Origin of the sequence: Fibrobacter sp. UWR3, from assembly GCF_900143055.1 — a bacterium.
GTDB lineage: Bacteria > Fibrobacterota > Fibrobacteria > Fibrobacterales > Fibrobacteraceae > Fibrobacter.
Window position 1 is genome coordinate 1 of sequence record NZ_FRCW01000007.1, and the last position, 20,323, is coordinate 20,323.

Here is a 20,323-nt window from a genome sequence, read left to right on the forward strand (position 1 = left end):
ATTGCGGCGGTCAGGGTGGTTTTACCGTGGTCAACGTGGCCGATGGTGCCAATGTTGCAGTGCGGCTTGCTTCTGTCAAAATGTTCTTTTGCCATTTTATTCCTCTTCTTCAGCAGAAGGTTTATCGCTTCAAGTCAAGAAGCCTCAAGGACTTCCGTTAATCCGGAAAGCATAGGAAGCGGTACTCTCCGAAATTGAGCCACAAATTTAGTAAATGACATTTTTTTTGCAAGCGTTTTTTTTGTTTTTTTACGAAAAAGGGGAAAAATGCAGGGTTATCCACAATCAAAAAAGCTTCTCGCGGCACGATTTTCGACTGCGCCAGCCCGTTCCTGGCAAAATGCCGTTTTTTGCGCAATTTCAAGGTTTCAATATTTTTAACAAATGGATAGTTCCACTTTATCAACATTTAACTAACATTTATGAACCAAACCGCACGCGGGTTTCCCTTCTCCTCCGTCATTATTGTAATATTTATTTTACAATAGATTTTTTTACATTCGGTTTACATTTGCGTTTTCACCGTGTGACCGAGAACATAAAAAGAACACAATTAACGAGTTAGCGATTTTTTTACAAGGAATTCGATATCAATTAAAGTATCTTTGTCTGCGGTGTAATTAGGGTAATGAGGAAATTATGAAACATGCATTTTTGAAAGCCCTGCTCGCCGCGGGCGCAATCATGATCGCCTGGAACTGTTCCGATGAATCCACGACTGGCCCGAAGGCTCCCGAATATGCAGTAACATCTTCGGCATGGCTTCTTTCCACAGACCAGGACTACATCATCTACCTTGACGGGCGCGTCACCAACCCCGAAGGCGACATCATCGCCACCATCAAGTTCATCGATGGTTCCTCCGTGGGCGTCATCACCGACCTCGCGGGCAACGTGCTCTACGACGGAGTGGACGTGGCGGGCCTCCCCCTGCTCGAAAAGAACACCACAGTGTACGCCATTACCGGCCCGGCCTTCCACCTGGTGGACGAAACCGGCGACTACCTCATCTACCTCGCCGAAGACGGCGGTTCCATCGGCTTCGTGAAGGATTCCAACGCTACGGTCATCGGCTTCTTCAACTTCGAGACCAACACGGTTGTCGCGCCCGACGGCGTTACCGAACTCACCAAGGTCGAAGACATCCTCGACCTCCCGGTGTTGCAGCCAGGTGACAAGTTCACCAAGGAACCCGACCCGGTCATCGAATCGAGTTCCAGCGAATTCGTGCCTGGCCCCGAATCCAGTTCGGATATCGGCCCCACCCCCACAAGTTCCGCAACACCCAAGTCCAGCAGCAGCCAGCCGAAATCCTCGAGCAGCGCGCCGAAGAGCAGTTCTTCTGTCGCTCCGGCAGGCGGATGCCCGAACATCAAGGTGAAGAGCGGTGGCAGAACCGGTTCCGGCTGGGCAACCCGCTACTGGGACTGCTGTGCACCCCACTGCTCCTGGTCGGAAAATGCCGGCGGCAACACCAGCAAGACCTGCGACTCCAAGGGCAAGAACGTTGTCGGCGGCGGCGGAAGCATCTGTTCTGGCGGCTACCAGGCGACCTGCTTGAGCCAGATTCCGTTCACCGTCAACGGCTGTACCGATATGGGCTTCGCCTTCGCGGCAGTCCCGGGTGCTGACGGCGGTACCTGCGGCAAGTGCTACCAGTTGACCTTTACCGGCAAGGGCAAGTACGCAAGCGACAACAACCTGAGCGCAATCAAGGGCAAGAAGCTCATCATCATGACCACAAACATCGGCCATGACGTGGAACAGGGTCAGTTCGACATCATGATCCCGGGCGGCGGCGTGGGCGCATTCAATGGCTGCAGCCAGATGGGCTGGGGCAACCAGGGCAAACAGTACGGTGGCCTCCTCAGCGACTGCGAAGAGGAAAGCAACTACAACTCGTCCAAGACCCTCACCTGCCTCAAGAACAAGTGCAACAGCGTGTTCAGCAACGACGCGACCGCCAAGCAGGGCTGCATGTTCCTCGCCGAATTCATGCACGCGGCAGGCAACCCGCTGCACAACTACGTCGAAGTGGAATGCCCCGACGTGCTGAAGCAGAAATATTAGCAGAAAAAGCCGCAAGTTCGGCGACTCTACAAGCAATTTGATAAACGGCCCGCGAATGCGGGTCGTTTTTTGTTGTATGCGGCACACCGGCGATTTGCAAAACTGCCCGCCCGGCAAGACGGACAGGCGCTCAGGAATTTATATTATAGGCATGATGTTTGGAAAGAATAGCAAGGCTTTGGCGATTGCTTTGATGGCAGTCGCGGGAATTACATGCGCCGCAAGCGCACAGACGCGCGTGGCGTGCGTAGGCAACAGCATCACCGCGGGCTACGGGCTCGGCTGGCAAGAAGACTACCCGTTCCGGCTGCAGGAGATGCTGGGCGATAGCTACAAGGTGCAGAACTTCGGCGTTTCTTCCATGACATTCGCGAACAAGGGCTCTAGCGACAACATGAGCTACTGGAACACCGACAAGTTCAAGGCGGCCCTCGAGTTTAACCCCGAGATAGTCGTCATAGAGCTCGGGACAAACGACAGCAAGTTCTTCACGAACAACTGCATCGAGAACGGACAGCCCCAATACAACTACAACTACGGACAGTACGAGAAGGAACAGCTGTACAAGGATTACGAAGCGCTGCTCGACACCTTCATGCACCTCGCGACAAGCCCGAGGGTCGTCGCGACACTGCAGCCCTATTCCAACAACTGCGGGTGGGGAATCATGGATACCGCAATTGTGAACCAGATCAACCCCATCATCGAGGAAGTCGCGACCCGGAAGGGCGTGGAGATTATCGACCTGCATTCGCAATTCAATACGCCCGCATGGTTTTTGGCCGACAGCGTGCACCCGAACGCGACCGGCGCGAAGGAACTCGCGAGGATTATAAAGGAAGGCATCTTGAAGGTGCCGGCGGATACTTCGGGAATTACGCCCGCGGACACGGTGCCCGGGGTAAGCGATTCGACCGGGACGGGAGATTCCACGACGGCAATCCGCAGGAATGCGCAGGGTTTCGCGGGGCAGGATGCGCAGGGTTGGGGGATGCAAGACGCGCAGAGTTTGGGGTCGCAGGATGCGCGCCGGTTCGACATGCAGGGCCGCACGATGCAAAAGGAATACGGCAGGCGTAGCGCGACTCCGCTCGTGCAGAAAAGGCGCGGGGCCAACTAATGCCGAAGATCCTCTTCGTATGCCACGGCAACATCTGCCGGAGCCCGATGGCCGAATTCGTGATGAAGAAGATGGTCGCGGAACTGCAGGACGGCGCGGGTCTGGAATGTGCGGACAATGACGCTGCGGGTTCTAGAGGCGCGGACATTGACGACGCGGGTCTGAAATGCGCGGATTTTGAAATCGCGAGCGCCGCTACAAGCACCGAAGAAATCGGGAACCCGGTGTACCCGCCGGCAAGGCGCATGCTGGAACGCCACGGGATAGATTGCAGGGGCAAGACCGCCCGCCAGATGACCCTGCGGGACTACGAATACTACGACTATATCGTCCTGATGGACAGGAACAACCTGCGGAACCTCCGCTGGATACTGCCGCCCGCGATTTACGAGAGGGAAAGTGCCGGCGGACGCGCGTCGGACCTGCGCCGACCCCACAAGAAAGTTTCCCTGCTGATGGACTGGACCGGGAATTCGCGCGACGTAGCGGATCCGTGGTATACCGGAGACTTTGAGGCCACCTGGAACGACGTGAACGAGGGTTGCCGCGCGATGCTTACTTCTTTACGCAACGGACAGGCATAAAGCTCGTCTTGAGTTCGCCTTCGACCGTCTGGTCGAGATATTCCTCAAAGTGGATCTGGTACGCCTCCGCATAGCCATCTTCCGTATTGTCAGAAAGCCATACCGACGACTTTACCAGGAGCGTTTCATCGCCATCTTCCTTGTAGGGGTCGTCCACATAGTATAAGCCCGACGGCACAAACGACAGCCCGTACGCATCCGTAATTTCGAGATCGATTTCCTTGCGCATTTCGAGCGATACCACCTCGAGTACGCTGTGCGTCGCATGCCAGATATCGTAAATTTCCGCCTCGGTCGGGAGCCTCCAGCCATCCGGACACACCTCCATCGCGGCTTCCCATGTATAGAGGCGCCCCGTAGACTCGCAATTTTCTTCCAGCCCCTGCGTGCAACGGTTCGCCCCGCGGAGTTCCGGCATCGCGACAGAATCCGCATAGTTGAGGTTTTCCGCGAGCATCACGAGTCCCGCCACACGCGTCGTCTTGTAACACTGGTTATCGCGCCCGTCAATGAACACCGCATAGTTGAAATCGGGATTCAGGTGTTCCCATGACTTCTTTGCTACGGAACAGGGATTAAAGGGTTCCGAGCTGCTGGATTCCGGTTCCTCGACGGAGGAAGACGAACTGCTTACCGGCCTGAATTTCATTTCCATGAGCAGGGTATCCTTGACGCAGCGGAGCGGAGCGTAGTGCGACTTGCTCTGGTTCGAAAGTTTTACGCCATCTTCGCCAAGTATTGCATAATAGGAGTTGACACGCGTAAAGTAGTCCCTGTCCTGAATCAGGCCGTAATCCCTATCGTAATCAACATACCAGTCATCGACGGAATCTTCCACCGCCGTGTGGAAGAACGAGTAATCCGGATTATACCTGTAATAATAGATGGAATAGAAGCCCGGCTCCGTGTCCGAGAAACCGTATTTTCCTAGCGAAGAAAAACCGCCCGCATAGTCCACGAGATAGAGCCATTCGAGAGTATCGGGCACATGCCAACCTTCGGGGCAAATCCCGCGGTGACGCGGTTTCGAGACCTTCGACGAGGCGTCGCCTATAAGGAGCGACTTGTCCAGATCCATCGCCTGCGTCCAGCTATAAAGGCGACCGTGAGAATCGCAGTTGGATTCCTTGTCGTCAAGGCACCTGCTGCCATCCACATGGTACTTCAGGTTCCCCGTCATCCACACGAGGGCGCCGATTTCACTCGTTGCATAAACATTAAAGTCGCGCGTATCGCAGAACTCGCCTGCCGCAAGAGACTCCGGACATTCCGTTCGTGAGGAACTGCTCGGGACTTCCGAAGCCGAACTGTAATCATCGGAAGCGGAACTGGAGTCATCGCCACAGGCAATCAGGGCGAACGGAACCGCCAGCAAAAAAATCCTTCTTAAAATATTTACTGATTTCATGTTCCGAGAAATATAAAAAAATTTACTTTGTAGACAATATCATCCGTAAATTTGCGACAGACGGGACATTTCGGGCGATAAAGTGACCTGCGACTTCCAAAACTAGAACTGTTCCAGAAGCTTGATACGCTCCGGAGTGTCGGGGTGCGTGCAGAACAAGATGTTCGCCTTCGCGACGAGCCCCTTGAGGCCCATATCGTTGTCGAATTCCTCGTCCGGATGAATCACGTAGAGCTGCGCGATATCGTCGCGTTTTACATCGGCAAGGCCCGGATCTGCAGAAATCTTCCTGAGGGCAGAAGCGAGCGCGAGCGGGTCGCCACAGAGTTCGGCGCCACCCGCATCGGCGACGTATTCACGCTTGCGCGAGATGGCAAGGCGCGTGAGCGTGCTGAAGAGATACCCGATGGCGGCCCATACCAGCACGGCAAGCAAAATGATGATTATGCCTCCCCCGCCATTCTTGCGGCTACCCCTACTGCGCGACGAGCGCATGGCACTGCTCAGGAGCCGCAGGGAGACATTCATGAGCATCGAGAATATGCCCACGAAAACGATGCACACCACCATCAGGCGCGTATCGCGGTTCTTGATGTGCGTGAGTTCGTGCCCCACGACCGCCGAGAGTTCCGCATCGTCCAGCCTGTCTATGATGCCCGTGGTCAGCGTGACGGTGTAAGACTTTATATCGATACCGCTCGCAAACGCGTTAAGGCTCGAATCCTCGACGATGTTTATGCGCGGCATCTCGATGCCACCTGCGATGCAGAGGTTTTCTACGATGTTGTAGACGCGCACGTTCTCCTTGCGTTCCAGCGGACGCGCGTGCGTCGCATGCCGGATAATGAAGGTGTTCGTGAAGTACGCGATAACAAACCACGTTCCCGTCACCGCGAGCGTGTACGGCACCGCATCGAGGAAATACTGCCAGATGACATCCCAATGGAAGGTACCCGCCTGCAGGCCCTCGGGACAAACGCCGTTCCAGCAGAAGAACCCGAGCCAGTCCAGCAAAACGACCGTGCCGAAAACCATCCCCAGGAGGAGCAGCGGGAACATGAAAAGCAGGATAACCGTATTGCGGTTATTCCGCCAAATCTGGGTCTGGATGCCGACGTACTTCATAGCTTAGACAATAGACGAAAGACAAAGGCTTTTTTACATCGTTCCTTTCGTCTTTAGTCTATAGGACCGTAGGTCCGTTCTTTCGTCTAAAATTTCACCTCGGGAGCCTTGTTGAGGGTCTCGCGGCCTTCGGACGCCTCGTACATGGGAGCACGCCTGAAGTTGAACATGCCGGCGATGATGTTGCTCGGGAATACCTCGCAGGCGTTGTTGAACTCGCGGGTAGCGGAGTTGAAGAAGCGACGTGCGGCAGAAAGCTTGTTCTCGATATCGGAAAGTTCCGTCTGCAGCTGCAAGAAGTTCTGGTTCGCCTTGAGTTCCGGGTACGCCTCGAGGGAGACGCGGAGCCCGGCGAGCGCACCGGTAAGGGCCTTGTCGGCAGCAACCTTCTCGTCGACCGTGGTGGCACCCATCGCGGCGGCACGGGCGGATGTCACCTTATCGAGAGTTTCCTTCTCGTGGGTGGCGTAGCCCTTCACGGTATTCACCAGTTGCGGCACCAGGTCAAAGCGCTGCTTGAGCTGCACGTCGATATTCGCGAAGGCATTTTCGCGGTTGTTGCGGAGCTTCACCAGGCCATTGTACATGGAGATGAAACACACGACGAGAATGACCACGACGACGGCGATGACAATTCCGATAGTCATAAGAACTCCTTTGAAAATCGTTTTAAAGGAAAAGTATATAATTTTCGTGCAAATAGTTTTATATCTTGTAAAAAAAAGGAGTTTTCAAATGCGCAAAGATCTCGGAGTAAAAACCTACCTGTACCCGCAACCCACGCTCGTCATTGGCACCTACAACGAAGACGGTTCGCCGAACGCGATGGTCGCCGCATGGGGCTCGGTAAGCGACTCGAACCAGGTGGCTATCTACGTGGCCGCATCGCACAAGACCGTGCCGAACATCAAGGCGCGCAAGGCATTCACCGTGAGCATGGCGACCGCCAAGGACATCAAGGCCATCGACTACCTGGGCATAACCAGCGGGAACAAGGTTGCCGACAAGTTCGCCAAGTCGGGACTCACCGCAATCAAGAGTGCTCACGTGGACGCCCCGCTCATCGCGGAACTCCCGCTCGCACTCGAATGCAGGATGGTGAGCTACGACGACGATTCGGAACTCCTGCTCGGCGAAATCGTGAACGTGACCGCCGACGAATCCGTGCTGGACGCCGACGGCAAGCTTTCCGTAGAAAAACTCGCGCCGGTGTGCTACGATTCCGCAGGCCACGGCTACTACGTGATGGAACGCCGCATCGGGAACGCCTTCAGCGACGGGAAGACGCTTTAAGGAGGCGGGAGTGCTTGTGAAGAAGTTTCTGCACGGCATGAACCCTGCCGCTTTTACGGGTTTCGCGCTTGCGGGCTTGCTCGCGGGCACGCTCGCTGCCTGCGGTGACGACAGTTCCAGCAGTTCTCCCGCTCCGGAAAGTTCCGACGCAGTCATCGAATCGAGCGACGCGCTTTTGCCGGAATCGAGCAGCGCGGCCCTGCCCGCATCGAGTTCCTCGGCGGAAGCGGTTCCTGGCGATACCGTATGGAACAAGGCAAACCTCACGTGGTACACCTCCTGGCCGGAACCCGGCAGCGAGGAATGCGAGGACTACAACGGATGTACGTGGGCGGGCTGGTTCGCAGGCCTCGAAGACCAGCAGACAGAGGAATGGGTCAGCGAGCACAACATCATCGCCATCCACGAGAAGGACTGGGATACCTACAAACTCAAGACATTCAGGCTGCGCAAGAACGGCTACACCATCGACGCCGTCGTCTACGACATGTGTGCCGACAGCGACTGTGACGGCTGCTGCACCAAGAACGCGGGCAAGGTCGGGTTCCTCATCGACATCGAGAGCTACACGCGCGCCCGCTTCAACAACTACGGCTCGGGCACGGTGGAATGGACTTGCCTCGACTGCGAATAGGGCGCAAACGGCAATGAAAGTCCAGATCCTCATAGACAACATCGCAGGAACGTGCGGCCCGCGCAAGCTATTCGGCGAATGGGGACTTTCCGTTTATGTGGAATACGATGGCCACAAGGTGCTGCTCGATACGGGCGCATCGCACCTGTTCGCAAAAAACGCGAAAGTGATGGGCATCGACCTCTCGCAGGTGGATATCGGCGTGCTGAGCCACGCGCATTACGACCACGCGAACGGCATGGCGAAATTCTTTGCGCTCAATAAGACCGCACCCTTCTACCTGCGGAAGGGCGCAGGCGAAAACTGCTACCACACGCACAAGCTTTTCGGGCGATTTAGCTACCACGAATACATCGGCATTCACAAAGGATGGCTCGAGCGATTCGCGGGCCGCATCCGCTATGCGGAAGGCAATGCCGAAATTGCGCCGGGAATAACGCTCGTGCCGCATTCTACCACAGGGCTTGAACGCATCGGCGAGATGGCGCACCTGAGCGTGAAAGAGAACGGCAAGTACCGCTACGACAGTTTCGCGCACGAACAGAGCCTGGTTTTCGATACCCCGCAGGGGCTGTTCGTCATGAACAGTTGCAGCCACGCGGGAGCAGACAACATCGTGAAGGAAATCGGGGATGCCTTCCCCGGGAAAAAGATTTACGCGATTCTCGGCGGGTTCCATCTTTTCCGTTACCCGGATGCACGCGTGCGCGCCTTCGCCGAAAGGCTACGCGAACTCGACGTGCAGAAGATTTACACAGGGCACTGCACCGGCGACCGCGCCTACGGAATACTGCGGGAAGTTCTCGGCGAGCGTGCAGAGCAAATGCACACCGGAATGACAATAGGGATTTAGGGATTCCAAAAAAGGAACCCCTAATTTGATTCACTTTTGAAAAAAGCTTGAAGCTGCGTGAATTTCGGATTCCGTCAAGCCCGTAAATTCAGCAATCTCTTCGAGGGACTTGTTCTTCGCAAGCATCTTGAGTGCTATTTCGCGGGCCTTGTTGCGTTCGCCTTCGGACAGACCTTCAGTCTTGCCTTCGGAAAAACCGATTTCGTGTTCAGCCTTCAAGTCCGTCATGTTTTTCGCCTCGCAGTTGAAAAGTTCCTCTATAAAGTTAATCAATTTAACGGAATCAAGCAAGTGCCGGAACGTCTCGTTCTGCATAATCTTTTCGGGAACGGGTTCCTCCTTGACAATCACCTTGATGGCGCGGAGCCACTGCGCCGCCTCGGAGTTGTCGTTTACGGTGATGCCCGCCTTTTCGAGCTCGAAGAACTTGTCGATTTCCACGAAAATCTTCTGGATCTTGGGGAAGAACTTCCTCCCGTTGCACATTTCGTCAACGTGATGGATGTACTTCTGCGGTTCCTCGGGGAAAAGCTCGAAATCCAGGAGCCCGAGGAAGTAGATGCGCGGAAGCTCGTACTTCTCGCTGGTGTGCACCTGGTTCTCGATGACGCGGGAAATGTAGTATTCCACGCGGTCGCGGAAGAAGTCGTCGCCCTGCTGCTGCACTTCCACCAGCACCTTTTCGCCGGCGTTCGTGGTGCCAATAATGTCCAGAATGCAGTCCTTCTTGTTGAAAACGCCCGGAAATTCCTGCATTTCGAGGGTGATTTCCTTGATGGCGTCGTCGCCCTGCAGACCCAGCATCGCGTTCACGAGCGAGATGAGGAGCGAGTGGTCCTTTTCCTCGGCGAAGACAATCTTGAAGATGCCGTCACTGAGGATATAGGCGTACTTGTAAAGTTCCTGGTACTTGAGGAGGTTGCTCTTGTCGATTTCCATCGCCTTGAGCAGGGAGTAGTGTTGCGTGCGGTTCATGTTTTTTCCGTTTGTTGAAGTTGTGGTTTTGGCTTGCAAACGGAAATGCCAGGACGTAGAACACCTGCGGCACCAGACGGTTGCCGCTCGCAAACCAGTTGAATGACTGATTTTTACGTCCACCTTTACGGCAGACGGTGCTCTACGTTGATAGCCACAGGGCCGGTTCCCTGCAGGGCAACTGTCGCGATTTGCGAATTGTCAAGTCCGCAAAGGGCAACGACCTCAAGCAGATAGTTGAACTGCCTCCCCGGTTCGAAAACGCTGTCAGGAGGATTGTCGGAATCTACTGAAATGAATATACAATCTTTTTGGAAGAAAGACAAGTCCCCGAGATGATACACCATAGCCTTACTTGCGCTGGGCGCGAACGGCGGCCTGTGAGCAGCAAATGCTCCGTATTAACGGAGCATGGTTGCGAGAGTGAGCGCTTTCCGGATTGCCCTACTTGCGCTGGGCGCGAACGGCGTCAACAACGGCTTTGAGTTCTTCCTTCTTTGCCTGTTCCTCTTCCGGCGTAGGCTTCGTGTCTTCGAGAAGGCGGTCGGCCCATTCGTCCCAGAAGCGGCAGCGTTCGCCCTCGAGCTTCATCTTCGCGAACTTGACCGGCTCGGTTTCGACGGCGAGCGTCACGACCGATTCCTTGTAGGCCTGCGGGAGGCCCGCAACATGCGACATACGCTGCTTGAGTTCGGCGACAGTCGCATCCAGGATATCCACGTCGAAACGGCGTTCGATGTAACGGCGGGCAATGAACCCGAGCGCCATGAAGTAGTCACCCTGGTTGCCTTCGGCGAGATAGTTCTTCTGCCTGAGTTCCTTGAGAGCGAGTACCGCCTCCTCGTACGGCGGGAGTCGCGGAGCCTCGCCCTTCTTCGCGAATTTCTTGTGCAGGAACCACCCGAGGAACACGAGCAGCACCACCCCCAGCACGATCAGCACGATGTAGAGCCACTGCGGCAGGCGCGGGTCATCGAGCGGGTCTTCCGCTTCCAGGATATCCGTCTCCTCGCCCGTAGTGCGCATGGAAACCTTCACGGCCACCGGGTCGGTATTCACCTTCACGGTATCGCTACCCACCACGGCGTTCACCTGCTGCGGCGCAATCAAGAAGTCACCGCTCACGAACGTGTTGAGCGTCGCGAGCCATACGAATTTCGCAGTCCCCTTGGGCATGCCCTCGGTCACCTTCTCGTTCTTCATCTCCTTGACTTCAAAGCTGCCAAGGTTCCCGACAAAGCTAGGCAAATCCACGATGGCGTTCTCCGGCGCCGTGACCTGGATTTCGTAATTGAACATGTCGCCCACGAAAACCTGGGCGTTATCGACGTTCGCCTTGACACTCACATCGAAGGCGAAGGCGGGAAGTGCACAAAAAGCAAAAAGGACGGCCAATGCGGCGGGGCGGAAAAGGCTCTTACAAGAAAAAAGTGACATAAAGACCTCTGTGCCGAAGAATATACAAATTTTACCGCGAAAAAACACAGGATGTAGGCCACAGGTTGCAGCAGCCTTTTCACGAAAAACCATGCGGCAAATGCAGACCGGAGAGTTTCTATATTGTAACTTTATGTTACCCCCGTCCATTTGCAGAATCGTCCTCGTGCTCACGCTAGCCGGTGCCGTACTTGCAAGTGCGGGCGAAAAAACGAATGCGGGTGAAAAAGCGGACGCAAGGGCCGACTCGGCGACGCAGGCCATAGCCGACACGACAGAAATCTCGCAGGAGCATATCTTCAACGTGATAGGGCTCGTGCTCCCCCACAACTCGCTGCGCAATTCCAAGACGCTTCACAACTGGCCGTTCTTCGCCGTGGCCGCACCCGCCTGGGTATCGACCATCAGGCTCAAAAGGGATATCAACAGGGCTTTTACCCTCAAGGGGTTCGCCACGTACGACCTGGGGTTCAACGGAATCGGGCTCCGCATAGGCACATCGCTGGAACTTATCCACCTGCTGGAACTCGGCGTGCAGGTGAACACGGGAACGGCACTCAACTACGGCGAGACTGCGACCTTCATGGGCGTGTACGACCCCGAAAAGAGGGACTACCGCCAGGACATCATCTTCACGCAGTACGCCTACGGATTCAAGTACAATGCCACGCTGACCATCCCGCTGCTCGCGTTCCTGCCCAAGAGCAAGTGGACAAAGATTATCCTGAAGGGCACGGCGGAATACGCCTACTCGGGCTACACCGGCGCCGATGACGGCGAAGTGTGGAAGGCGGGCAGCGAGAACCTGGTGAACGGATTCAAGTACAAGTGCGGCGGCACGCTAATTTATATGCTGCCGTTCAAGCGCGTGAACATGGCCATGGTATCGGCAAACGTGAGCGGATTCAAGCACGCCTACGATTTCGACAGCGTCTACAAGGACTACAATCCCGGATTCAAGACGGTAAGCATTACCCCGATGGCGTCGGTCAAGATAAGCGAGAACTGGAACGGCATGCTGATGGCGGTCGTATCGCGCGATCGCGTGTTCGAAAACAGGCGCTACCCGACCACCGAGGAACCCTTGCAGAAACAAGTCGGGAGCGAATGGGACCTGCGCACCGTGATGTTTATCGCGAGCAGGAAATTCTAGGGCCGCCAGGGCTTTTTCGCATATTCTATCTTTGCGGTGACATGACAGCCGCCCTCACCATATACCTCATAGTCCTCGTGCTTATTGCAATCCGCAGCGCACGCAAGGTCAAGGACATTCCCGACTTCTTTGTAGCGCGGAAGGGCGCTTCGGCGCGTATGGTGGCGGGGAGCCTGGTGGCGACAATTCTCGGCGGGTCGGCCGTTATCGGCGCGATCGATTCCGGAATGAAAATCGGCGGGGCCGCCAGCTGGTTCATGCTTACGGGCGCCCTCGGGCTATTCGCCCTCATCCCATTTGCGGGTCGCGCATACAGCCACGGGAAATACACGCTCCCCGACCTGGTAGAGAACCTGTACGGCAAAGGCCCGCGGTTCGTTGCGTCGCTCGTGATACCGGTCGCGTGGACGGGTATCGTGGCGGCGCAGATTATAGCGGCGGCGAAACTCCTGATGACGTTCACCCCGATGGAATACACCACGGCCGCCGTCGTGTCGGCGGCGGTGTTCACGGGCTATACGCTCGCGGGCGGCCAGCTTTCGATTTTGCGCACGGACTTTTTGCAAGCATGCCTGATTATCGCAGGCCTGCTACTCATCGCGGGCTTCGCGCTGATTAACGGCGCGGGCGACGCGGGCGTGCTTCCGGGCAAAGAGCTTCCCTTCCCGTTCAACGCGGGCTTCTCGCCTTTCGACCTCTTCCTGCTCATCCTTACCTACGGCACAACGTACACCGCGGGCCCCGACATCTTCAGCCGCGTGTTCTGCGCGAAGGATATCGCCACCGCAAAAAAGGGAATCGCGATTGCCGCCTGCGTGCTCATCCCGGTCGCGTTCGTCATCGGGATTCTCGCGCTGTTCGGCACGAGCCTCGGTGACGTGCAGGGGGCCCGAATCACGGCCATTGCAAATGCAGTACTCCCGCCGGCGCTCGTCCCGCTGGTGGCGCTCGCGCTCCTGAGCGTCGTCCTCAGCAGCGCCGACACCACATTGCTGAGCAGCTCCGTGATACTCTGCGGGCTGTTCCGCACCGGCGCAAGCCCCAAGGAGGCTTGCGACCCGCATACCGCCGCAGGGCTCGCAAACAAAACGCTTCTCAAGGCGCGCGTCGTCATATTCCTGAACGGCATCGTGGCACTCCTGCTCGCGCTCGTATTCACCGACATCATCGGCACGCTCCTCCTCGCGCTCGCCGTCTATGCCGGCGCCTTCACCGTGCCTATCCTGTGGGGCCTCACGGGGCTCCGTTCCAGGCCGGCAAGCGTCGCCGCGGGCATAATTCTCGGCGGTGCGCTCGCCCTCGCGGGCAAGCTCTGCCCTCCCCTTCCGGGAGCTATCGGGAGCCATACCGGCGACATCCTCACCATTGCAGCCTTCATCGTGAACGGGATTTGCCTTGCCGCCGGCCGTTTAAGGCGCAAAAGCGCGTAGTCTCCGGGAATGCAGGGCCGACAGGTTCCCCGTAATATCATATCTTTTGGATATGGGTGTAAGTTTCTCCGGACATGCGGTTCACCGCCTGCTCGCCTGCATACTCGCAGTTTCGCTCGCAGGCTTGCTCACCTCGTGCGCCTCCACCAAGATGGAGTACGCCAAAGAAGTCGAGATGGACGCCTATCCCGGGCCAAATATCCAGGGCATCAACCGCCACCTCAAGGAAAATACCGTGGGCTCGCGCCTGCACGGCGGGTTCATCGTGAGCAAACTCGAACATCTCGGTGTCGACGGCGTAGAAAACAAGGACGAGTGGGATTCCGTCGACGTGGATTCGAAATACAGGATCACCTACCTGCCCGTCTACGGTTCCATCGACAAGTTCGCGAAAGGCGACCTGTTCATGATGAACATCGGGTTCGGCATCTACCACGGCATATACGCCTCCACCTCGGTCGGTATCAACACCAGGCACTTCGAGCTCGGGCTTTCCACGTTCCAGCGCTTCACCTACCAGATTATCAACTACCTCGGCTACGAAAGGGACGACGAGGGCAACCTCAACAAGCTCGAGAACTTCGACAACGAGAACAGGCTCGTGTTCCAGTACGGCGCAGGCGCCTACGCAAGCCTATTCCTCGGGCCCGTGACGCTTTCGTACAACGGCAACATCTACAGACCGAACAAGTCCGTCATTATCGACAAGCCGATTCCGCAATTCAAGTTCGCAACCCCGTACCTGTTCACGAACAACTTCCTGGTTTCGTACTGGTACAACCCCACCACGGAATTCCAGCTGGGCGTAACGAACATCCTCGTCGACTTTAACGGCGGTCACTGGTCGCTGAACGCAGGCATTTCGCTCTGGTCGTTCTAACCGTATAGATCCTCGCCTTGCTTCGACAATGCTCACTTCGACATAGCTCAGTGCAGGCAGCACAGGCCGCAAGGATGACCCATTCTTATTTGGTCGCCGTATTTACAATTGGCTTGTTCAGTATCCGCTTGCTCCGGAGAGCAACCGTCGGGTGCTCGCGGTAAATAAGCGAGAAGAGAACCGTATGCGGGTATTCGCAGCGGGCCAGTTCCTGCAGGGCATTTTTCGCAATCTTCCTGTCGGTCTTTTCCAGCGCGTAGCGGTCGCATTCATATTCCTGGTTCCAGCAGTAGAAATGGAAGAACGTGCGGAACGGGATGGCGGCCAGGTGCAGCCACAGGACCGATTCCACAATGGAGCATTCCCACCGCACCATCAGTGCGGCCATGAACCATATGGCACAGAGCGCGAAGGCGACCTTCACCAGGTTGCGCAGGATGGCGTGGTGCAACTTCGCGTGCGCCTGCTCGTGCATTTCCACGAACTTGCCCACCGTAGGCTGCTCGCGGTTTTCGGGAAGCGGCACAAGGTCGTTCACCAGCGGCAAAATCCGCATCACGGTAAAGGCGCTGAACCTGCACTGCACCGCGCGACATTCCCGGATTTCGAGAACCACCCGCGCGGCAAGTTCAACACAAAGTAATGTGACCAGCAGGAGAGACAATTTTCTACCCGAGCGACTTGAGTACGTTCGCGAGGCGCTTCACGGATTCCTCGAAGCGGGCGCGTTCCCATTCCACGAAGGCGCTGTCTACGGGGTGCGCGCTATCGTAGTCGTCGAATATCTCGCGACCGCGCTGGTTATCCTTGTCGAGCCCGTGGAACACCGACTCGAACCAGCCCTTCTCGAGCACGCGGAAGCGTTTCACCAGCTCGTCGAGCGTCTCGGGGAGCTGCACCGCACGCGCAATCTCGCGGGGCATGTCGGCAGGCAAAAGCTTGCGGAGTTCGCGCGGGGTCTGCGACAGGAGCGAGGTATCGTTTTCGACAAGCGAGATGATGCTTTCGAGCACGTAACGTTCCAGGTACTCGCCGTATGCGTGCAGTGCATTCTGGCGCACGCGCTCGCGCATAAAGTTCTCGCCGAGCCCGTCGATATGCTCGCGGGTGTAAACATCGCGCACCTGTTCCACCTGTAGGCGCATCCACGCATCGTACACATAACGCACGATGTCGGGGCTGAACAGGCTACAGAACGAGGTGCTCACGACTCCCTTGCCCCGCTGGGAATACTTGTAGAAGTTGCGGTCGAGCGCGTAGGCGTTGCGCATGTAGTTCCATGCAGGGACAATCTCGTTCAGGCGCGCAGGCACGCCCATCAGCTGCGGGTCACCCGGGCGGATGAGCGAAAACGGGAACTTGAGCCTCTGCGGGAGGGTCGTGATACCGCTTGCGACAATCGTGAACGGGGATTCACGGAAATTCGCGGGGAACTTGACGTTCACGCCGAGCCCGAAGAACATCCCGCGACCGGGCATCACCTCCTGGTCGGGCATGCGGCCCGTGTGGTTGCTACCGACATTCGCGCCGTAACCCAGGTTGCCACAGCCCTCGGGCCATAACGCCGCAATCAGGAGCGAATGATGGTGCATCTGCGTCATGGGGCCCATGTACGAGCTGTTCACCTCGCCCTCTTCGATATGGCAGCACGGGGCAATAATGGAAGATTTGACGATGGCCTTGCTCCCGACCTTCACGCGGCCCATAAGCACGCTCCCCTGCACCTCGGCGCCGGTATGTACCTTCACGCCCATCTGCAGGTTGGAATTCTCGACAATCACGGAATCGTACACGTGCGTCGATTCCTCGAGCGAACTCAGGATTACCGTATTGCGGATCTTGGAGGCACCCTCTATGCGGGCATGCGCGCCAATCCAGCTGTTGCGGACAATGTTCGTGTTGCTCACCACGGCACCCTTGCCCACCACTCCGAACGGGAGTGCCATCTCGGCGCGGAACTGCTGCAACTGCTCGTCGAACGACGCCTCCACATCGGGTTCGGCCTTGTGGAAAAGCTGCACATCGACAAGGTCCGGGGTAATGTCAGGGAACACGCGCACGCTGCGCCCGCCCATCTCGTTACCCACGGTGATGGACGTCCCTATCATGTAGTTTATCTTGCCGCTGCTCACCAGCGAGCCGACATTCTCGACAACGGCACTGCTGCGCACGAGCACGTTGCAGAGCATCGCCACCTTGTACACGAGCGCGTTCTCGATTATGCTGTTGCACACGAGGCTATCGTACACGCCCGTCGGGAACGACACGTCGCCCGGCAAAAGGAGCGTCCCGTAAAAGCCCGCGAGCTTCACGTCGCCCATGAACACCGAATTCCTGACACGGGCAGGGTCGAAATTCGCCTCGACCTGCACGCGGTTCCAGTCCTCGCACCGGTTGCCGTTACCCTCGAGGGAGGCAATCTCTTCGGGAGTGAGCGAACGGAACTTTCCGCCAGAGGCCTTAGCGGCCTTGACACCTTCGGCCAAAGTCGCCAAAACACTGTTCTTCAGCACTTTTTTCAATTTGAGCAGTCGTTGCATGTACAAAAAATAGACTAATTTTGTGGTGCGATGAAGCAAGAACTCTTCAAATTGATTAGAAAGCACCACCTAAACATTTCCATCTACACGGCGGAAATATTCGAAAGGCGGTGCCAGGAAGAAATTATCCGTAGCGACGAGGACCAGAGTTCCTTCGTCTACCTGGAATTCGAGTTCGACGAAATCAAGAAAATCGCGCAGAACGACGAGGACGCCCTGAAGTTCTGGGAAGTCATGCTCGTGGCCCTCAACAGGAACAACCGCGGGAGCGACATCCTCGGGTTCCTCGAGAACGATACCGGGCTAGGCATGCTGCTCCTCGACTCGAAAATCGAAGGCTGGATACGCGTACGCGGGCGCATACTGCAGCACGCGAACAGCGAAGGGTTCAAGAAGGCGGCAAGCATCCTGACCGCCGTCGTGAAGCCCATCGTGTACCCCACCTGCATTGCCGACGCGCAGGACCTGAAGGCAATCGAGGCCGTATCGCAGGAACTCGCCGCCCCGGTCGAAAGCACGGAATCCGCACCCGCGTAACATGAAAGTCCTCGTAATAGGCTCCGTCTACCCCAGGTTCCACGAAGACGCCGAAGTCCCGTGGCTGCGCACCTCCATAGCCCACCTGAAGCAGGCCGGAGTCGAGATACAGGTACTCGCGCCCGCATACAAGGGCCTCAAGAGCCACGAAATCGACGGCGTGAAGGTGAACCGCTTCCGCTACGCGCCCGCGGGCTTCGAATTCCTCACGCACGAAGAAGGCGCGCCCAGCAAGATGGCAAGCAAGCCCTGGCTGCAACTGCTCGCCATACCCTACATCATCAGCGGGTTCTTCAAGTGCATCGCGATATGCCGCAAGTTCAAGCCCGACGTGATACACGCCCACTGGCCGTTCCCGCACGCCTACATCGCGCTCGGCGCCGCAAAGCTTTTCCGCATCCCGCTGGTACTCAACTTCCACGGCGCGGAGCTCCTGCTCATCCGCAAAAAAAAGTGGGTGAAGCCGCTCCTGAAATTCGCCATCGGGCAGGCGCAGGCCGTGTTCGCGAACTCGAGCTTTACCGCCGGCAAAATCAAGGCCCTCCGGAACGTGGACGTGGAATGGAGCCCGTACGGAACGACGCTTGAATCGGGAGAGATTTCTGCCGAACCAACCCAAGCGCCGCACCCGGTAAACGGCAAGTTCAAGATACTTTTCGTGGGCCGCCACATCGAGCGCAAGGGAATCTGCTACCTGATAGAAGCCGCAAAATACCTGCCGCGCGACCAGTTCGAAATCCGCATCGTGGGCGTGGGTGACCTTACAGACAAACTAAAGACACAGGCCGCAGAAGTTTCCACGACACCGGACGCTGCGAACATCATCTTCACCGGAAAGCTCTCTCCCGAAGCGCTCGCGAACGAGTACAGGACGGCAAACGTATTCACGCTACCCGCCATCGTCGACAGCAAGGGCGATACCGAAGGCCTCGGCGTCGTGCTTATCGAGGCCATGGAACTCGGGCTACCCGTAGTCGCGAGCAACGTGGGAGGCATCCCCGACGTGGTCGTGGACGGCGTCTCGGGCATACTCGTCCCCGAAAAGGACCCGCAGGCACTCGCAAACGCCTACAAGCGCCTCGCCGCAGAACCCGAACTGCAAAAACAGCTGCTCGAGGGCGCACGGAAACGCATTGACGAATGCTTCAACTGGAGCAAGATTGTAGAACGGCAAATCGCGGTATACGAAAAAATCAAGAGCAAGAAGAAATAGTTCTTGTAATTTTTGTATATTATAACCAACACCAGAAAGGGTGCTATTAGAAGATCGCTATCCGCGCAAGCGGGGCGGTCTTTTTTGTTTTTGAAAATGAGGTAAAAATGGTGAAAAAAGAAGAAAAAGGCGAAATCGTACTTTATCAGCCAGAGGGAGAAGTTCGGTTGGAGGTACGAGTCGAAAACGAAACGGTGTGGCTCACGCAAGCGCAGATGGCAGTATTGTTTAATACAGACAGAACTTCCATTACAAAACACATTCGCAATATCTACCAAACCGGGGAATTAGAAGAAATCTCAACTTGTGCAAAAATTGCACAGGTTCGAATAGAAGGCGAAAGAGAAATCGCTCGAAAAATGCCCTTTTACAACCTAGACATGATAATTTCGGTTGGATACAGGGTGAATTCAATATCCGGCATAAGATTCCGTCGCTGGGCGAACCAGGTCCTGAAAGACTACATACTCAAGGGCTATGCCATACGGCAACGCAAAATTGCGACCGACTTGCAGATTGTAGACCGTTTGCAAGAGCAAAGGCAACTCATCAAGAATCAACAAACAGAAATCACAGAATTCAAGGACGAAACGGAAAAACGGCTTTCCGCCGTCGAACAACACATCGACTTCTTTGTCAAGGCCTCCCAAACGCCAACCAGCGGCATCCTTACGACCGGGACCCGTTTCGACGGGTTTGTTCTTATCGCTGACCTAGTGAAATCGGCAAAACATTCTATCGTGTTCATTGATCCATACGCCACGATTGAGGTGCTGAAGTTTGCCGCGATGCGAGCGAAGGGGGTGCAGGCGATTGTTTATTCCGCGCGTATTACTCCAGATTTCAAGGAAGCCGTTGCACTGCACAACAAGCAGTACCCAGGCTTGGAACCGAAGACGATGCGCACAATTCACGACAGGTTCCTGCTAGTGGACGATACCGTCTATCACTTCGGGGCAAGTTTCAAGGACATGGGCAACGAGATGACCGCATTCAGCATACTGGATTTCATAACCCCGACAGAAGTTATCGAAAAAATCCAGGAAAGTATGAAAGGAAAATGAGCCTGGG

The 20,323-nt window shown here is 56.2% G+C and carries 21 protein-coding genes; 13 read left to right on the top strand and 8 right to left on the bottom strand.

The genetic code is table 11. From position 1 onward, the window contains the following. The coding region (locus BUA44_RS09925) for a GTP-binding protein (protein WP_139258098.1) at positions 1 to 95 on the bottom strand (95 nt) is incomplete at its 3' end. 544 nt (positions 96 to 639) lie between these two features. Here BUA44_RS09925 and BUA44_RS09935 point away from each other — a divergent pair. The 3 genes from BUA44_RS09935 to BUA44_RS09945 all read left to right on the top strand — a co-directional run bounded on the left by BUA44_RS09935 (position 640) and on the right by BUA44_RS09945 (position 3,774). Then, entirely contained in the window at positions 640 to 2,070 is a 1,431-nt protein-coding gene (locus BUA44_RS09935) for a hypothetical protein (RefSeq protein ID WP_072811532.1), read from the top strand. A 151-nt stretch (positions 2,071 to 2,221) separates the two neighbouring features. After that, on the top strand, positions 2,222 to 3,190 hold the full coding sequence (locus BUA44_RS09940) for a D-alanyl-lipoteichoic acid biosynthesis protein DltD (RefSeq protein WP_072811533.1): 969 nt from the start codon (positions 2,222 to 2,224) through the stop codon (positions 3,188 to 3,190). After that, positions 3,190 to 3,774 carry a low molecular weight protein-tyrosine-phosphatase gene (locus BUA44_RS09945; RefSeq protein ID WP_072811534.1) on the top strand — a complete coding sequence of 195 codons (585 nt, stop codon included), beginning with the start codon at positions 3,190 to 3,192 and terminating at the stop codon, positions 3,772 to 3,774. Before BUA44_RS09940 ends, BUA44_RS09945 begins: the two co-directional genes overlap by 1 nt. Here BUA44_RS09945 and BUA44_RS09950 read toward each other — a convergent pair. The 3 genes from BUA44_RS09950 to BUA44_RS09960 form a co-directional block, all read right to left on the bottom strand. Then, positions 3,746 to 5,149 (bottom strand): FISUMP domain-containing protein, encoded by a 1,404-nt coding sequence (locus BUA44_RS09950; RefSeq protein ID WP_072811535.1) that lies wholly within the window; start codon positions 5,147 to 5,149, stop codon positions 3,746 to 3,748. The genes BUA44_RS09945 and BUA44_RS09950 overlap by 29 nt on opposite strands. A 135-nt stretch (positions 5,150 to 5,284) precedes the next feature. Continuing rightward, positions 5,285 to 6,307, bottom strand: coding sequence for a M48 family metallopeptidase (locus BUA44_RS09955; RefSeq protein WP_072811536.1), 1,023 nt, complete (start codon positions 6,305 to 6,307; stop codon positions 5,285 to 5,287). Positions 6,308 to 6,393: 86 nt separating this feature from the next. After that, positions 6,394 to 6,954, bottom strand: a complete 561-nt coding sequence (locus BUA44_RS09960) for a LemA family protein (protein ID WP_072811537.1) — start codon at positions 6,952 to 6,954, stop codon at positions 6,394 to 6,396. Between the two features lie 88 nt (positions 6,955 to 7,042). Between BUA44_RS09960 and BUA44_RS09965 the strand changes: the two genes are divergently transcribed. From BUA44_RS09965 to BUA44_RS09975, 3 genes are read left to right on the top strand one after another with little or no spacing between them, the layout of a single operon-like run. Then, positions 7,043 to 7,600 (top strand): flavin reductase family protein, encoded by a 558-nt coding sequence (locus tag BUA44_RS09965; protein ID WP_072811538.1) that lies wholly within the window; start codon positions 7,043 to 7,045, stop codon positions 7,598 to 7,600. Between the two features lie 16 nt (positions 7,601 to 7,616). Then, a complete protein-coding gene (locus BUA44_RS09970; RefSeq protein ID WP_255370523.1) occupies positions 7,617 to 8,234 on the top strand; it encodes a hypothetical protein in 618 nt (205 codons plus the stop codon). A gap of 13 nt (positions 8,235 to 8,247) precedes the next feature. After that, positions 8,248 to 9,087 carry an MBL fold metallo-hydrolase gene (locus tag BUA44_RS09975; protein ID WP_072811539.1) on the top strand — a complete coding sequence of 280 codons (840 nt, stop codon included), beginning with the start codon at positions 8,248 to 8,250 and terminating at the stop codon, positions 9,085 to 9,087. Between the two features lie 30 nt (positions 9,088 to 9,117). Here BUA44_RS09975 and BUA44_RS09980 read toward each other — a convergent pair whose 3' ends face one another. After that, positions 9,118 to 10,062, bottom strand: a complete 945-nt coding sequence (locus BUA44_RS09980) for an Rpn family recombination-promoting nuclease/putative transposase (protein WP_072811540.1) — start codon at positions 10,060 to 10,062, stop codon at positions 9,118 to 9,120. Between the two features lie 137 nt (positions 10,063 to 10,199). On the opposite strand from BUA44_RS09980, the gene BUA44_RS15705 reads away from it, so the two are divergent. Beyond that, entirely contained in the window at positions 10,200 to 10,355 is a 156-nt protein-coding gene (locus BUA44_RS15705) for a hypothetical protein (RefSeq protein WP_175547271.1), read from the top strand. 151 nt (positions 10,356 to 10,506) lie between these two features. Here the strand turns inward: BUA44_RS15705 and BUA44_RS09990 are convergent, their stop codons facing one another. Further along, a complete protein-coding gene (locus tag BUA44_RS09990) occupies positions 10,507 to 11,499 on the bottom strand; it encodes a hypothetical protein (RefSeq protein ID WP_255370524.1) in 993 nt (330 codons plus the stop codon). A gap of 133 nt (positions 11,500 to 11,632) precedes the next feature. Here BUA44_RS09990 and BUA44_RS09995 point away from each other — a divergent pair, with 133 nt between their 5' ends. From BUA44_RS09995 to BUA44_RS10005, 3 genes are read left to right on the top strand one after another with little or no spacing between them, the layout of a single operon-like run. Further along, positions 11,633 to 12,652, top strand: a complete 1,020-nt coding sequence (locus tag BUA44_RS09995) for a hypothetical protein (protein ID WP_143151943.1) — start codon at positions 11,633 to 11,635, stop codon at positions 12,650 to 12,652. 41 nt (positions 12,653 to 12,693) lie between these two features. Then, positions 12,694 to 14,082 (top strand): sodium:solute symporter family protein, encoded by a 1,389-nt coding sequence (locus BUA44_RS10000; RefSeq protein ID WP_072811545.1) that lies wholly within the window; start codon positions 12,694 to 12,696, stop codon positions 14,080 to 14,082. 52 nt (positions 14,083 to 14,134) lie between these two features. Next, positions 14,135 to 14,962 (top strand): hypothetical protein, encoded by an 828-nt coding sequence (locus tag BUA44_RS10005; protein WP_072811547.1) that lies wholly within the window; start codon positions 14,135 to 14,137, stop codon positions 14,960 to 14,962. Positions 14,963 to 15,047: 85 nt separating this feature from the next. On the opposite strand, the gene BUA44_RS10010 is transcribed toward BUA44_RS10005, so the two are convergent. Then, positions 15,048 to 15,626 (bottom strand): M48 family metalloprotease, encoded by a 579-nt coding sequence (locus BUA44_RS10010; RefSeq protein WP_143151944.1) that lies wholly within the window; start codon positions 15,624 to 15,626, stop codon positions 15,048 to 15,050. Between the two features lie 4 nt (positions 15,627 to 15,630). Further along, the gene (locus BUA44_RS10015; protein WP_072811551.1) at positions 15,631 to 17,502 is read right to left on the bottom strand and encodes a DUF4954 family protein; all 1,872 of its coding nucleotides are present in this window, start codon (positions 17,500 to 17,502) and stop codon (positions 15,631 to 15,633) included. A 30-nt stretch (positions 17,503 to 17,532) separates the two neighbouring features. Here BUA44_RS10015 and BUA44_RS10020 point away from each other — a divergent pair, with 30 nt between their 5' ends. The 3 genes from BUA44_RS10020 to BUA44_RS10030 all read left to right on the top strand — a co-directional run bounded on the left by BUA44_RS10020 (position 17,533) and on the right by BUA44_RS10030 (position 20,316). After that, on the top strand, positions 17,533 to 18,039 hold the full coding sequence (locus BUA44_RS10020) for a hypothetical protein (protein ID WP_072811553.1): 507 nt from the start codon (positions 17,533 to 17,535) through the stop codon (positions 18,037 to 18,039). A gap of 1 nt (position 18,040) precedes the next feature. Beyond that, entirely contained in the window at positions 18,041 to 19,252 is a 1,212-nt protein-coding gene (locus tag BUA44_RS10025) for a glycosyltransferase (RefSeq protein WP_072811555.1), read from the top strand. A 107-nt stretch (positions 19,253 to 19,359) separates the two neighbouring features. After that, entirely contained in the window at positions 19,360 to 20,316 is a 957-nt protein-coding gene (locus tag BUA44_RS10030; protein WP_072811557.1) for a virulence RhuM family protein, read from the top strand. Positions 20,317 to 20,323 lie beyond the last annotated feature (7 nt).

Coding starts and splice junctions, on each gene's coding strand:
- BUA44_RS09935 (WP_072811532.1), top strand. CDS start 640: ATGAAACATGCATTTTTGAAAGCCCTGCTCGCCGCGGGCGCAATCATG.
- BUA44_RS09940 (WP_072811533.1), top strand. CDS start 2,222: ATGATGTTTGGAAAGAATAGCAAGGCTTTGGCGATTGCTTTGATGGCA.
- BUA44_RS09945 (WP_072811534.1), top strand. CDS start 3,190: ATGCCGAAGATCCTCTTCGTATGCCACGGCAACATCTGCCGGAGCCCG.
- BUA44_RS09955 (WP_072811536.1), bottom strand. CDS start 6,307: ATGAAGTACGTCGGCATCCAGACCCAGATTTGGCGGAATAACCGCAAT.
- BUA44_RS09960 (WP_072811537.1), bottom strand. CDS start 6,954: ATGACTATCGGAATTGTCATCGCCGTCGTCGTGGTCATTCTCGTCGTG.
- BUA44_RS09965 (WP_072811538.1), top strand. CDS start 7,043: ATGCGCAAAGATCTCGGAGTAAAAACCTACCTGTACCCGCAACCCACG.
- BUA44_RS09975 (WP_072811539.1), top strand. CDS start 8,248: ATGAAAGTCCAGATCCTCATAGACAACATCGCAGGAACGTGCGGCCCG.
- BUA44_RS09980 (WP_072811540.1), bottom strand. CDS start 10,062: ATGAACCGCACGCAACACTACTCCCTGCTCAAGGCGATGGAAATCGAC.
- BUA44_RS09990 (WP_255370524.1), bottom strand. CDS start 11,499: ATGTCACTTTTTTCTTGTAAGAGCCTTTTCCGCCCCGCCGCATTGGCC.
- BUA44_RS09995 (WP_143151943.1), top strand. CDS start 11,633: ATGTTACCCCCGTCCATTTGCAGAATCGTCCTCGTGCTCACGCTAGCC.
- BUA44_RS10000 (WP_072811545.1), top strand. CDS start 12,694: ATGACAGCCGCCCTCACCATATACCTCATAGTCCTCGTGCTTATTGCA.
- BUA44_RS10005 (WP_072811547.1), top strand. CDS start 14,135: ATGGGTGTAAGTTTCTCCGGACATGCGGTTCACCGCCTGCTCGCCTGC.
- BUA44_RS10015 (WP_072811551.1), bottom strand. CDS start 17,502: ATGCAACGACTGCTCAAATTGAAAAAAGTGCTGAAGAACAGTGTTTTG.
- BUA44_RS10020 (WP_072811553.1), top strand. CDS start 17,533: ATGAAGCAAGAACTCTTCAAATTGATTAGAAAGCACCACCTAAACATT.
- BUA44_RS10025 (WP_072811555.1), top strand. CDS start 18,041: ATGAAAGTCCTCGTAATAGGCTCCGTCTACCCCAGGTTCCACGAAGAC.
- BUA44_RS10030 (WP_072811557.1), top strand. CDS start 19,360: ATGGTGAAAAAAGAAGAAAAAGGCGAAATCGTACTTTATCAGCCAGAG.